The following is a 12,693-nucleotide window of genomic DNA, read 5'->3' as shown; positions in this document are numbered from 1 at the left end:
CCGTCAGGAGGCCGTCAACGCCGGCTGCCGCGAGCCCGTACCGGCCTGTAATGGGGGTGCACACGTGCAGCCCTTGACCAGGCGATCGGGAGGCCACCATGTCGTACACACTCCTCCGCCCCGCGGCCCGCGGTTCCGCCCTCCCCGCGACCACCGCGGCCGGCCGGCGGGCCGGTCTGCGGGCGCCGTTGCTGACCGTGCTCTCCTTCGCGGCCGCGGCGCCGCTGTCGATCCTGCTCACCACCGCCGGCGGGCGGCCCCACCCGGTGTTCGAACTGGTGGTGCTGTGCGTCGCGGCCTTCGCCGTGGGCTGCGCCGCCGACCTGGCCGGGAGCGTGGTGATCGGCCTGGTGTTCTGGCTGTTCTTCGACGGTTTCGACGCCGACCGGTGGGGAGTCCTCGGCTGGGACGCGCACAGCTCGGCGATCCGGCTGGCCGTGCTGGTGGCAGCCGGTGTGGTCGGCGCGTTGATCGGCGCGACGGTACGGACGGTGCACCACGACGAGAGCGGTGATCTCGACGACAGTGTCGTGATCGACCGGATCGAGGAGATCCCCGGCGCCCCGACGCCTACAGGCTGAGCGCCTACAGCCGGAAGGCCGCCAGCAGGATCGCGCTCACGCTGCCGGCCTCGGTGACCGCGCCCTCCCGCACCGCCGCCACGGCCTCGTCCAGCGTCCGCCAGTGCAGCGTCATCCCGGCCTCGCTCGCCTCCCGGGCCAGCGTGCCCGGGGCGAGCTCGCGGGCGAGGAACAGATGCGCTCGGGCCGGGGTGGCAGTGGGCAGCTGCTCGATGACGCCGAGCGGGTCCAGCCGCCCCGCCCGCCAGCCGGTCTCCTCCTCCAGCTCGCGACGGGCGGCCGCCGCCGGCTCCTCGGCGCGCTCCACTCCTCCGCCCGGCACCAGCAGCAGCCGGCGCCGCTGCAGGTAGAACTCGTCCTCCACCAGGGCGATCCGCCCCTCCGCGTCGACAGCCACCACCCGGACGGCGTCGGCCACGTCGACCCACTCCCAGGTGCCGGTGACCCCCTCGGCGAGGAGCACCTCGTCCTGGAAGGCGCTGACGAAGCGCCCTTCGGTGAGTCGGCGTCGGCTGACTGTGGGCCAGGGACTCATCTGCGGCGGCCTTCCGTCGGACGGGATCGGTTCCGCCAACTCTCCCATCAGCCACGGCATTCCGTCAGACGGCGGTGAGATGCACCAGGGTGCTGGCCCAGTCGCCCTCCGGCAGGTCCAGCGGCAGGCCGCGGGCGAGCAGGACCGCTCCGTGGTGCAGCCGGCCGGTGGCGGTGTCGCGGTAGCGGGCGTCCGGACGCAGTCCCTGCAGCCGCAGCACGGGGTTGCCCTCGCCCATGGAGCGGGAGCGCCGGTAGGCGAGGACCGCGGTCCCTGACCCGTCCGCCGCCACGAACTGGACCGCGCTCAACTCCTGCTCCGGCCCCCGCAGTCGGTACTGCACCCCGTGCTGCACCAGCGGCCGGACGGTCTTGTAGGCGGCGACCAGCTCGGCGGCGCGCGCCAGTTCCTCCTTGGTCCACTCGGCGAGGTCGCCGCCGATGCCCAGGACGCCGGCCATCGCGGAGTGGAAGCGGAAGTCCAGCGGGGTGCTGCGGCGGGTGAACGGGTTGGGGCTGTCGGTCACCCAGGCGCTCATCACCTGCGCCGGGTACAGCTGGGAGAAGCCGTGCTGGATGTGCAGGCGGTCGGCGGGGTCGGTGTTGTCGGAGGTCCACACCTGGTCGGTGCGGGCGAGCAGGCCGAGGTCGATCCGGCCGCCGCCGCTGGCGCAGTCCTCGATCCGGACCGACGGATGGTCGGCCCGCAGCCGGTCCAGGACGGCGTAGAGGTTCCGGGTGTAGTCGGTCCAGAGCCGGTCGTCGCCGCCCGCGCCGACCGGTCCGGCCTCGGTGAAGGGACGGTTCATGTCCCACTTGAGGAAGTCGACGGCGTTGTCGCGCAGCAGCCCGTCGATGGTGGCGTGCAGCCAGTCGGCGACCTCCGGCCTGGCCAGGTTGAGCACCAGCTGGTTGCGCATCTCGGTGCGTTCGCGGTGCGGCTGGTGCAGCACCCAGTCCGGGTGGGCGCGGTAGAGGTCGCTGTCCGGGTTGGTCATCTCCGGCTCGACCCAGAGGCCGAAGTCCATGCCGAGGCCGTGGACGTGGTCGATCAGCGGCGCCAGGCCGTCCGGGAAGCGGTCCGGGTTGGGCGTCCAGTCGCCCAGCCCGGCGGAGTCGTTGGTGCGGGAGCCGAACCAGCCGTCGTCCATGACGAACAGCTCCACGCCCATCGCGGCGGCGCGGTCGGCCAGCGACTTCTGGTTCTCCAGGCCGATGTCGAAGTAGGTGGCCTCCCAGGAGTTGTAGAGCACCGGGCGCAACTCGTCGGGGTGCTCGAGCACCTGGGACCTGATGTGCCGGTGCCAGGCGCGGCTGGCGGCGCCGAACCCGCCCTCGCTGTAGAGGCCGAGGCTGGCCGGGGTTTCCAACTCCTCGCCGGGGGCCAGCACCTGGATCATCGGCGTGTGCTGGGCGCCGGCCGAGACGGACGCCTGCCCGTCGGGGAGGCGCTGCAGGGTGAGCTGCCAACTGCCGCTCCAGGCCAGGGCGCAGCCGTAGACCGCGCCGCCGGTCTCGGTGGCGGTGCCGTCGTCGAGCATGGCCCAGGGCTGGGCGTGGTGGCTGCTCACCCCGCGACGGCTGGTCAGCACGGTTTCGCCGTAGGCGAGTTCACTGCGGGTCAGCTGGGTCTCGGCGGCCCACTGGCCGTGCACCTGGCTGAGCCGGTAGCCCTCCAGCGGCGGCAGCACCCAGGTGGCCGAGTCGGCGCGCAGCACCGTCACCGGCTCGGTGGCGGCCTCGCCCCCGGCGGGGCCGGTGTGCCGCAGCCGCAGCCGGCGCTCGATGACGTCGCTGTCCGGGCGCAGCAGATAGCGGGTCTCGACCGCCAGCGGGTAGTAGCGGTCGGCGAACTCCAGGACCAGTTCCGACGATCCGTCGGCGACCTGGTCCACCCGATGACCTGTCAGTTCCAGCTCCAGGTCCCGGGTTCCGTCGGCGAAGCGGACCTGGAGGCCGGCATGGCCGAAGCGCGCCCCGCCCGCCGCCGCGAGGTCGAGCCGGCCGTCGGCGGCGTCCTGGTAGCCGCGGCGGACCGGCGCGGGGAGGTCGAGCAGCGAGACGGCCTGCTCGGCGTCCAGCCGTGGGCCCCAGTGCAGTCCGTGCAGCAGGCCCTCGCGGTCGAGGTGCAGGACGTAGCTGGACTCCGGCCCGCTGAGGATCCAGAGCTGCTGGTCCGGGACGTGGACGATCTGCGGCACGACGACTCCCACTTTGGGCCCGATTGCCTGACTGTTGGGCGACGACGTTGGGCGACAACAGATCAGGTCAGAGACTGGCAAACAGCAGTCAACATACTTCAACACGTGACGTGATCGTCAGGGCTCAGTCGTGCGGACGACCTGCCCCGGAGCCGGTCGGCGCCGCCGCTGCCGCGGCCATCAGGGCGTGCAGACGGTGGCCGACCTGATCCGCGTCGGGCAGCGGCTCGCCGAAGGCCAGCCGGACGTCCTGGTGCGCGCCGGCGTACTCCAGCCTCAGCACGATGCCGTACCGGTCCAGCGCGTACGGCACCATCCGGCGGGCGCCGCGGAGCAGTTGCGGGCCGATCAGTCCGGCCAGGGCCGCCACATGGTCCTGGTGGTCCTCGTCGAGATGCAGCAGCAGCGCGGCCTCGACGCTCGCCAGCGGGTCCGGTTCGGCCCTGACCAGCTGGACCGGGTCGACCAGGGTCTCGCTGCCGTCGACGTCGAGGACCACCTGGTGCACATCGAGGCGCAGCAGCCGCAGGCCGTCCCGGGTCGGCCGCGAGGCGCGCAGCCGGCCCGCGACGCACACCTGGGCGCGGACCCGGTCGCCGACCGGGAGCGGGGCGAGGTCGGTCCACTCCAGCAGCACCGGCAGCCCGGCCGAGCCCGCGACCACGGTCTCCCGGGTGAGCCGGCACTCCGCCGGAGCGCGCAGGGCCAGGCCCGCGGCGTCGGCGGCGAGCAGGTCCGGACCGTGGAAGTCGTGCCGACCCCCGTTGGCGGCGACCGTCAGCGAGGTGGCGGCCTGCAGCACGCTGCGCACCCGCTCGGCTTCGGTGGGCTCGACAGGCTCGACGGCGTTCTCGGCAGGCTTCACTCGATCCTCCACTTGATTAGGTAAGGCTTACCTTAGCCAAGCGGAGGAACCCTGCCAACCTCACCCCGCCGTCGCGGACGCGACCGCCTTCCCGGCCTTGTCCCAGTTCTGGCGGAGGGTGTCCAGGTAGGACTGGGCCATCGAACCGAGCGTCACCCCGCGCGCGAAGGCCCGCATATTGGAGGCGCCGGTGTTGTAGCCGAGGGCCAGCAACTCGTCCCTGGTGAGGCTGCTGGTGTGCTGCGCGGGCAGCTGGGCCCTGAGGTCGTGCAGGAACCAGGCCTCGGCCTCGATCGCGAGGTCGGGATGGTCCGGCAGCTCGGTCCAGCTGCGCCCGGCGAAGTCGCGGCCCCGCTTGGTCTCGTCGAAAGCCGCCTCGTGCATGTTGGCGATGCCGAAGGACGCGCTGGGCTTCAGCTTCTGCCAGGCCCGTTCGCTGGCCGCGTCGTGCGGCTTGTAGGACTCGTTGTAGAGGATCGCCATCAGCAGCTGCGGGTCGATCCCGGCCTGCTTGCCGTATCTGACGGTGTCGGCGGCGTAGTGCGCCGGATCGTACGGCTGGACCACGCCGGTCTCCGCGGCGGAGGCGGATGCGGAAGCGCTCCTGGACGCGGAGGCGGCCGACTGCGACGGGGCCGCAGCCGCCGCGCCGGAACCATGGCCGCTGCCAGGTCGGGCGATCCAGCCGATCACCACGACCGCCGCGAGCAGCAGGAACCAGCCCCACCGCGACTTCCGCTGCTCCCCCGGCATCCGCCCGCCTCCCGCCGTTCCGGCCGCCATCGTGGCTGCTCACCGGGCGATGACCCGGTACCAGGCAACCTATCTCCTGCCTGGCAGACTCTCGGCCATGAACGACAGAAGGATGATCTGCATCGTCGGCATCGGCGCGGGCGACCCGGACCACCTCACCCTGCAGGCGGTCAAGGCGCTCAACCGTGCCGAGGTCTTCTTCCTGCTCGACAAGGGCCAGGAGAAGTCCGACCTGACCCGGCTGCGCGAGGAGATCCTGGACCGGCATGTCGACCACCCCTACCGGGTGGTGCAGGCCACCGACCCCGAGCGCGACCGCACCGCCGCCACGCCCGGCTACACCCCGGCCGTCGACGACTGGCGCAGCCGCCGCGCCGACATCTACGAACGGCTCGTCAGGGACGAACTGCCGGAGGGGAGTTGCGGCGCCTTCCTGGTCTGGGGCGACCCCGCCCTCTACGACAGCACGCTGGCGATCCTGGAGGAGGTTCGCGACCGAGGCACGGTGGACTTCGACTACGAGGTGGTCCCCGGCATCAGCAGCGTCTCCGCGCTGGCCGCCCGGCACCGCACCGGCCTGAACCGGGTGGGCCGTCCGGTGCAGATCACCACCGGACGCAGGCTGGCCGAGGCCGGGGCGTTGCCGGAGGGCGTGGACGACCTGGTGGTGATGCTGGACGCGCACCAGTCCTTCGCCGGGCTCGACCCCGAGCTGGAGATCTTCTGGGGCGCCTACATCGGCACCGCCGACGAGATCCTGGTCTCCGGGCGGCTGGCCGAGGTGGCCGAGCGGATCCTCGCGCTCCGGGCCGAGGCCAGGACCCGCAAGGGCTGGATCATGGACACCTATCTGCTCCGCCGGCCGTGACCGGCTCCCGCCACATCCTGCTGCTGGGCGGCACCGACCAGGCCAGGCAGCTCGCCGGCGAGCTCGCCGACGATCCGTCGCTGACCGTGACCAGCTCGCTCGCGGGCCGGGTGGCCGAACCGCTGCTGCCGCCCGGCCGGGTCCGGATCGGCGGCTTCGGCGGCGTCGACGGTCTGGCCCGCTGGCTGCGGGAGCACCGGGTTACGGCGGTCGTCGACGCCACCCATCCCTTCGCCGCCGCCATCAGCGCCAACGCGGCCGGGGCAGCGGCGGCGACCGGCGTGCCGCTGCTGGCGCTGCGCCGGCCCGGCTGGACGGCCGGGCCGGGCGACCGGTGGCATCCGGCCGCCTCGCTGGAGGCCGCAGCCGCGCTGCTGTCCGCACCGGAGCTGACGCCGGGTCCGGCGGCCGACCGGCGGGTGTTCCTGACCACCGGGCGGGGCGGGCTCGCGGCCTTCGCCGGGCTCCCGCAGCACTTCCTGGTGCGCTCCATCGACCCGCCAGGGCCGCCGCTGCCCGCCCGTGTCGAGGTCCTGCTCGACCGGGGCCCGTTCACCCTGGAGGGCGAGTGCGCGCTGCTGCGCCAGCACCGGATCGACGTCCTGGTCACCAAGGACAGCGGCGGCACGGCCACCGCCCCCAAGCTGGCCGCCGCCCGCGAGGCCCGGATCCCGGTGGTCGTCGTGAGCCGTCCCGGCCCGCCCCCCGGCGTCCCGACGGCCGCCGACACCGCCGCGGCCCGCGCCTGGCTGCACGGGCTGCGGCACTGAACGACAGCTGGACGGATACTGGAAGGACACTGAACCCGCACCTCTGCCTGCGCGTACCTCAGGGTGCGGACCCGCCTCGGCGGGCCGGTGGACCGGCCGTGACGCACCGGGCGCGGCGGCGGTCCCGGCGGAAGAAGATCCGTCATGATCAGAAAGAATCGCGTCATCACCGGGGTGCTCGCGGCGGGCGCCGTAGCCGCCCTCGCGGCAGGCTGTTCCAGCAGCGGCACCAGCAGTGCCTCCTCGTCGACGGCGCCCAGCACGGCCGCGACGAGCGGATCGGCGGGCGGAGCGGCGGCGGGGGGTGCCACGCTGAAGACCGCCTCCTCGCCGGACGGCCAGATCGTGGTCGACGGCTCCGGACGTGCGCTCTACCTGTTCAAGGCCGACACCGGCTCCACCTCCACCTGCAACGGCTCCTGCGCCGTCGCCTGGCCGCCGGACCACACCACCGGGACACCGGTCACCAACGGCCTCACCGCCTCGCTGGCCGGCACCACCACCAGGGCCGACAAGTCGACCCAGGTCACCTTCCACGGCCATCCGCTGTACTACTTCGCGAACGACACCAAGGCCGGGGACATCAACGGTCAGGGCCTGACCGCCTTCGGTGGCGCCTGGTACCTGGTCGACCCCGACGGCAGCGCGGTCACCGGCATGGGGAGCGCCCCCGGCACCTCGCCCAGCACCTCCGGCGGCAATGGCGGCTACTGAACGGTCCTGGAGCGGTGCAGCCAGCGCAGCACGAGCAGGCTGGCGACGGCCGCCAGCGCGCACCAGGTCGACACAAAGGCCGCCTGCCACAGGAGCAGACAGACCACCGCCCCCGCGCCGCAGGCCAGCCCCACCAGATGGATGTCGCGCTGCCCGCTCGCGAGCAGCGCACCCACCGTGGCCAATAGGTAGCCGACGCCGATCAGCACCGGATGGGTGACGCCGACGCCGTACCGCAGGGTGTGTCCGTGGACCTGCGCACTCACGTCGTGCCGGAAGACCGCCACGGCCAGCGCCGCTGAGACCACCACACCGAGCGCCACCAGCGCCAGCAGCAGCCGACGCCGAGCCGGCGCGGCCGCCGCCCCCACCGCGAGCAGCACCCCGACCGGCACCAGCACCGGCAGCAGCGGATAGGCGATCACCGCCCAGGCCGTCCGGGCCACCGCCGCCGTGCCAGCCCCGACGTCGCCATCCTCACCCCGCCAGACCACCGCCTCGATCAGCTGGTGCGCGCCCAGCACCAGCGGCAACGCGGCCAGCAGCAGATCACGGCCGTGGCGCACCGAGGCCAGCGCGGCGACTCCGACGACGGCCACGGCGCTGCCCGCGACCAGATCGGCAGTGGAACTCCAGCACACCGGACCAACGTAGCCGCCGTACGGGGGGATCGCTGGTTCAGCGTCGTCCCACGGGGGAGGACTTCCTCCATGGCAACCATCGGACTCATCGGCAGCGGCAACATCGGCCAGGTCATCGCCAGGCAGGCGGTCGCCCACGGACACAGCGTCGTCCTCAGCAACTCGCGCGGCCCGGAGACCCTGGCCGACATCGTGGCCGCACTGGGCCCGCTGGCGAGCGCGGCCACGGCGGCGGAGGCGGGCGCGGCGGGCGACCTGGTCGTGGTCACCGTCCCGTTCAAGGCCTACACCCGGATCCCGGCCGAGCCGCTGGGCGGCAAGACCGTGATCGACACCAACAACTACTACTTCGAGCGCGACGGCCACTTCCCGGAGATCGACAACGGCACGGCCACGGTGAGCGGGCTGCTCGCCGCGCACCTGCCCGACTCCAAGGTGGTCAAGGCGTTCAACAACATCGCCGCCCCGGCGATCGGCGACGACGCCGCCCCGGCCGGCACCCCGGGCCGCCGCGCGCTGCCCATCGCCGGGGACGACGCCGAGGCCAAGAAGACCGTGGCCGCCCTCATCGACGAGTTCGGCTTCGACGTGGTCGACGCCGGCCCCCTGGTCGAGGGCCGACGCTTCGACCGCGACAAGCCCGCCTACGGTCCGTACCTGACCGCCGAACAGCTGCGGGAGGCCCTGGCGCAGGGGTGAGATCAGGGTTTGGCGCCGACGACCACAGTGGCGTCCAGTTCGTCCGAGCCCACGATCCGCGCGACCAGTCCGCACTCGGCGAACACCGCGGCAGTGTGCCGGGCCTGGCGCTCGCTGGTCTCTATCAGCAGGTGTCCGCCCGGCGCCAGCCATCGGCTCGCCCCGGCGGCGACCCGCCGCTGCTGGTCCAAGCCGTCCGAGCCGCCGTCCAGGGCCACCCTGGCCTCGTGGACCCTGGCCTCGGTCGGCAGCAGCTCGATCTCCCCGGTGGGCACGTAGGGGGCGTTGACCACCAGCAGGTCGACCCGGCCGAGCAGACGGTCGGGCAGCGGGTCGTAGAGGTCGCCCAAGTGGACCTGGCTGCAAGGGGCACCGCTACCGTCCGGAGCGGTGAGGTTGCGGCGGGCGCAGCGGACGGCCGCCGGGTCGATGTCGGCGGCGTGCAGTTCGGCGGCGGGAGTGCCGGCCGCGGCCAGAGCCGCGAGCAGCGCGAGGCCGACGGCGCCGGTGCCGCAGCACAGGTCGACCACCACCGCGTGCGGCCCGGCGAACGCGGCGGCCTGCCGGACCAGGAACTCGGTGCGCACCCGGGGGACGAAGACCTGGAGGTCCACGGCCACCCGCAGGCCGCAGAACTCGGCCCAGCCGAGGACGTGCTCCAGCGGGAGGCCCTCAGCGCGGCGCCGGACCATCGCGTCGAGTTCGGCGGGGGTGGGGGCGGCGGCGACCAGCAGCGCCGCCTCGTCCTCGGCGAAGACGCAGCCCGCGGCACGGAGCCGGGAGACCACGGCGTCGAAGACATGTGAAGCAAGTACGGGAGAGGAGGACACAGAAAGCCTTTCGGGATACCGAAGGGCGCTCGACCCGCTAGAACCCCGGAAGATCCTGGAGGTCTCGGGAGGGGAGCACCCGGACTGCGACAGCGGTAATGGGTCCCACCTCCTCGGTCGGTGTCTCTACTGGCCGAGCGCCACAGTACCCGATCACCGCCCGCCGCACCGCCCCGGTCCCCGGCCGGATTCCCGGCATCTGGCATATGCGCCCAACTCTCCCGCATTGGCGTACTCTTGGGCCCGGCCAGAACCCACGGGGGCGGGTGGTCCGACGGCTGTTCGAGGCCGCCCGGGGCGTAGCAGCACACCCCTGGGGCGAAGGAGACCGACCGTGGTACCGCAGCGGCACTCGAGGGACACCCGCAGGCCGGGCCCGGCTACCGGGTCCGTCGAGGACAGCGGGTCCGGACGCGCGCAGCTGCGCGCCTACGACCGGATCGTCCTCGGCATGGACCCCGGCACCATCCCTGGCTCGCCCCTGACACAGCTGACGCCGCCGCGCCCGGCCCCCCGGGCCTCGGGGCTGTTCGGCCTGCTGTGGTGCTGACAACACTGGTGCTGACAAGACTGGTGCTGGCAAGACTGGTGCTGACAAGACGCCGTCAGGCGTCCCTGCGCGGGTTGGCGCGCCGGGTCGGCTGCGCGGTGGTGGGGTCCTCGGGCCAGGGGTGGCGCGGGTAGCGGCCGCGCAGGTCGGCCCGGACGGCGCGGTAGCCGTCGCGCCAGAAGGACGCCAGGTCGCCGGTGACGGCAGCCGGACGGCCCGCCGGCGACAGCAGATGCACCGTCAGCGGGGCGCGTCCGCCCGCCAGTCGCGGGGTCTCCTGCCAGCCGAACAGCTCCTGCAGCTTGACGGCGAGGACCGGCCGGTCGGCGGAGTAGTCGACCCGGACCCGCGATCCCGAGGGGACGGTGATCCGCTCCGGCGCGAGCTCGTCCAGCCGTCCGGCCGCGCCCGAGGCCCAGGGCAGCAGTCTGGCCAGCGCCGAGGTCGTCCCGATGCGCTCCAGGTCGGCACGGCGCCGGGCCCGGGACAGCTCGGGCTCCAGCCATTCACCGGCCCGGTCGAGCAGCGCCCGGTCCGAGACGTCCGGCCAGGGGTCGCCGAGCTCACGGTGCAGGAACGCCAGTCGCTGCCGCAGTCCGGTGGCCTCCGCCGACCAGGTGAGCAGCCGGTCGGCGCCCTCGGTGGCCAGTCCTTCCAGCAGGGCCGCCCGCAGCAGGGCGCGGTCCGGGGCCGGCAGCGGCTCGGCGGCGAGCTCGACCGCCCCCAGCGACTCGACCCGGCGCGCGGCCACGTCGCCGCGCCGGGTTCCGGGCGGCACCGCCCAGCGGACCTCCTCACGAACCGTCAGCAGCGGGGCGCCCGCGCGCCGGGCGGTGGCCTCGTCGAGGGCCGCGGCCAACTGCACCCGGGCGGACGGCGATCCGGCCGGACGGTCGGCGACCGCCACCGCGATCCATTCGGTGCCGGACAGGGCCGAGCCCGCGGCGGTCTCGGCCGCGGTGCCGGAGGCCATCAGATAGGAGGCGCGGGCACCCGGCTCGGGGGCCGCGCCGCGCGCCCTCGCGATGCGCTCGGGGAAGGCCAGCGCGACGAGCAGACCGGCCGCCGTCGCATCCGCCACCGCTCCGTCCGCTCGCCCTCCGTCCACTCCCCCGGCGCCCGGCTCCTCCGCGTCCGGCTGCCGACGCAGCCTGCGGACCTCCTCGCGCCAGCGCGCCGCATAGGGGTCGCGCCCGGTCCGGACGGTGCGCCAGACGGCGGTGAGGTCGTCGCCGAGGGCCCGCGGCGGCTCCTCGGAGAGCAGCGCCACCAGCTCCGCCGCCCGGCCCTCCCCCACCAGCGGCGCACCGTCGAGCAGGGCCCGGCCGAGCCGGGGGTGCAGCCCGGTGCGGGCGATCCGCCTGCCCCGTGCGGTCGCCCGCCCGTCGGCGTCGAGCGCGCCCAACGCGGTCAGCGACTCCCGGGCGGCGGCCATCGCGCCGTCCGGGGGCGGGTCGGGCAGGGCGAGCCCACGGGCGCCGGGGGCTCCCCAGCAGGCGGCCTGCAGGGCGAAGGAGACGAGGTCGGCCTGCAGGATCTCGGGCGTCGGCAGGGCCTTGGCCCGTGCGTCCTCGACCTCGGCCCAGCAGCGGTAGACGGCGCCGGGGGCCTCGCGTCCGGCCCGTCCGGCCCGCTGCCGCCCGGTCGCCAGCGAGGCCCGCACGGTGACCAGGCTGGAGAGCCCGCGGGCATGGTCCGTGCGCGGCTCCCTGGCCAGCCCGCAGTCGACCACGCAGCGCACCCCCGGCACGGTCAGCGAGGACTCGGCGACGGAGGTGGACAGCACGATCCGGCGGCGGTCGCCGGCCGGGCTCAGGACCGCGTCCTGGACGGCGCGGTCCGCCCGGCCGTGCAACTGCAGCACCTCGACCGCTCCTCCGGCACCGCCCAGCAGGCCGGCGACCCGGGCGATCTCGCCGGCGCCGGGCAGGAAGCACAGTACGTCCCCGTCCCGCTCCCGCAGCGCCCTGAGCGCGGTCACGGCGACCTGCTCCAGCAACGCCGGGTCGGTGCGCAGGCCCTGCGGGGGCCGCACCGGGCGCGGCGGTGGCGCCCAGACCACCTCGACCGGGTACTGGATCCCCTGCGCCGCCACCACCGGCGCCGGAGCGCCGTCCCCGAGCAGGGCGGCCCAGGCGGCGGTGTCCGAGGTCGCCGAGGCGCAGACCAGCTGCAGGTCCGGGCGGAGCGCGGCCCGTACGTCGAGCAGGAAGGCCAGCGCCGTGTCCGCGTCCAGATGCCGCTCATGGCACTCGTCCAGCAGCACCACATCCACGCCGTCCAGTTCCTGGTCCCGCTGGAGGCGCTGCAGCAGCACGCCGGTGGTGACCACCTCAACCACGGCGCGCGGCCCCACCCGGCGCTCCCCGCGCACGGTGAAACCGACGTCCTCGCCCACCGGTGTCCCCAGTAGCCAGGCCATCCGCCGCGCGGCCGCCCGCACCGCCAGCCGTCGCGGCTCGGCGACCAGCACCCGCCGTCGGCCACTCGCGCCGCCGGGGCCGCCCGGTTCGCCGTCGACCAGCCCGGCCAGCACCAGCGGCACCAGCGTGGTCTTCCCGGTGCCGGGCGGCGCCGCGAGCACGGCGGAACCGCGCTCCACGAGCGCGCGCCGCAGCTCGGGCAGGGCCCTGCGAACGGGAAGGTCCAGCCAGGCGGGGTTCACCCCGGCAGTCTCGCACCCGGCC

13 protein-coding genes are annotated in these 12,693 nt (G+C 74.3%); 6 read left to right on the top strand and 7 right to left on the bottom strand.

The genetic code is table 11. The features are described 5' to 3' along the window. Positions 1–98 precede the first annotated feature (98 nt). The gene (locus tag ABH941_RS01840) at positions 99–581 is read left to right on the top strand and encodes a hypothetical protein (RefSeq protein ID WP_370126728.1); all 483 of its coding nucleotides are present in this window, start codon (positions 99–101) and stop codon (positions 579–581) included. 4 nt (positions 582–585) lie between these two features. On the opposite strand, the gene ABH941_RS01835 is transcribed toward ABH941_RS01840, so the two are convergent. From ABH941_RS01835 to ABH941_RS01820, 4 genes are all read right to left on the bottom strand, one after another. After that, positions 586–1,116 carry an NUDIX domain-containing protein gene (locus ABH941_RS01835; RefSeq protein WP_370126727.1) on the bottom strand — a complete coding sequence of 177 codons (531 nt, stop codon included), beginning with the start codon at positions 1,114–1,116 and terminating at the stop codon, positions 586–588. Between the two features lie 64 nt (positions 1,117–1,180). After that, positions 1,181–3,316 carry an alpha-galactosidase gene (locus ABH941_RS01830; protein WP_370126726.1) on the bottom strand — a complete coding sequence of 712 codons (2,136 nt, stop codon included), beginning with the start codon at positions 3,314–3,316 and terminating at the stop codon, positions 1,181–1,183. A gap of 124 nt (positions 3,317–3,440) precedes the next feature. Beyond that, on the bottom strand, positions 3,441–4,181 hold the full coding sequence (locus ABH941_RS01825; RefSeq protein ID WP_370126725.1) for a DUF2470 domain-containing protein: 741 nt from the start codon (positions 4,179–4,181) through the stop codon (positions 3,441–3,443). A gap of 60 nt (positions 4,182–4,241) precedes the next feature. Next, entirely contained in the window at positions 4,242–4,964 is a 723-nt protein-coding gene (locus tag ABH941_RS01820; RefSeq protein WP_370126724.1) for a transglycosylase SLT domain-containing protein, read from the bottom strand. A gap of 67 nt (positions 4,965–5,031) precedes the next feature. Between ABH941_RS01820 and cobF the strand changes: the two genes are divergently transcribed. From cobF to ABH941_RS01805, 3 genes are all read left to right on the top strand, one after another. Then, positions 5,032–5,802 carry a precorrin-6A synthase (deacetylating) gene (cobF, locus tag ABH941_RS01815; protein ID WP_370126723.1) on the top strand — a complete coding sequence of 257 codons (771 nt, stop codon included), beginning with the start codon at positions 5,032–5,034 and terminating at the stop codon, positions 5,800–5,802. Beyond that, positions 5,799–6,572 (top strand): cobalt-precorrin-6A reductase, encoded by a 774-nt coding sequence (locus ABH941_RS01810; protein ID WP_370126722.1) that lies wholly within the window; start codon positions 5,799–5,801, stop codon positions 6,570–6,572. Before cobF ends, ABH941_RS01810 begins: the two co-directional genes overlap by 4 nt. Before the next feature lie 144 nt (positions 6,573–6,716). Further along, positions 6,717–7,286 carry a hypothetical protein gene (locus ABH941_RS01805; protein ID WP_370126721.1) on the top strand — a complete coding sequence of 190 codons (570 nt, stop codon included), beginning with the start codon at positions 6,717–6,719 and terminating at the stop codon, positions 7,284–7,286. On the opposite strand, the gene ABH941_RS01800 is transcribed toward ABH941_RS01805, so the two are convergent. Beyond that, on the bottom strand, positions 7,280–7,927 hold the full coding sequence (locus ABH941_RS01800; RefSeq protein WP_370126720.1) for a DUF6629 family protein: 648 nt from the start codon (positions 7,925–7,927) through the stop codon (positions 7,280–7,282). The genes ABH941_RS01805 and ABH941_RS01800 overlap by 7 nt on opposite strands. Positions 7,928–7,996: 69 nt before the next feature. On the opposite strand from ABH941_RS01800, the gene ABH941_RS01795 reads away from it, so the two are divergent. Then, positions 7,997–8,626 (top strand): NADPH-dependent F420 reductase, encoded by a 630-nt coding sequence (locus ABH941_RS01795; RefSeq protein ID WP_370126719.1) that lies wholly within the window; start codon positions 7,997–7,999, stop codon positions 8,624–8,626. Positions 8,627–8,628: 2 nt separating this feature from the next. Here ABH941_RS01795 and ABH941_RS01790 read toward each other — a convergent pair whose 3' ends face one another. After that, on the bottom strand, positions 8,629–9,456 hold the full coding sequence (locus ABH941_RS01790) for a putative protein N(5)-glutamine methyltransferase (RefSeq protein ID WP_370126718.1): 828 nt from the start codon (positions 9,454–9,456) through the stop codon (positions 8,629–8,631). Between the two features lie 334 nt (positions 9,457–9,790). On the opposite strand from ABH941_RS01790, the gene ABH941_RS01785 reads away from it, so the two are divergent. Next, on the top strand, positions 9,791–10,006 hold the full coding sequence (locus ABH941_RS01785; protein ID WP_370126717.1) for a hypothetical protein: 216 nt from the start codon (positions 9,791–9,793) through the stop codon (positions 10,004–10,006). 55 nt (positions 10,007–10,061) lie between these two features. On the opposite strand, the gene hrpB is transcribed toward ABH941_RS01785, so the two are convergent. Beyond that, positions 10,062–12,671: an ATP-dependent helicase HrpB gene (gene hrpB, locus ABH941_RS01780; RefSeq protein WP_370126716.1), complete on the bottom strand. Its 2,610-nt coding sequence runs from the start codon at positions 12,669–12,671 to the stop codon at positions 10,062–10,064. Between the last annotated feature and the right edge of the window lie 22 nt (positions 12,672–12,693).

The sequence above is a fragment of the Streptacidiphilus sp. EB103A genome (genome assembly GCF_041261405.1).
Classification (GTDB): domain Bacteria; phylum Actinomycetota; class Actinomycetes; order Streptomycetales; family Streptomycetaceae; genus Streptacidiphilus.
Note: the sequence above shows the minus strand (reverse complement) of the source record. Positions and strands in the feature narration are given on the sequence as shown.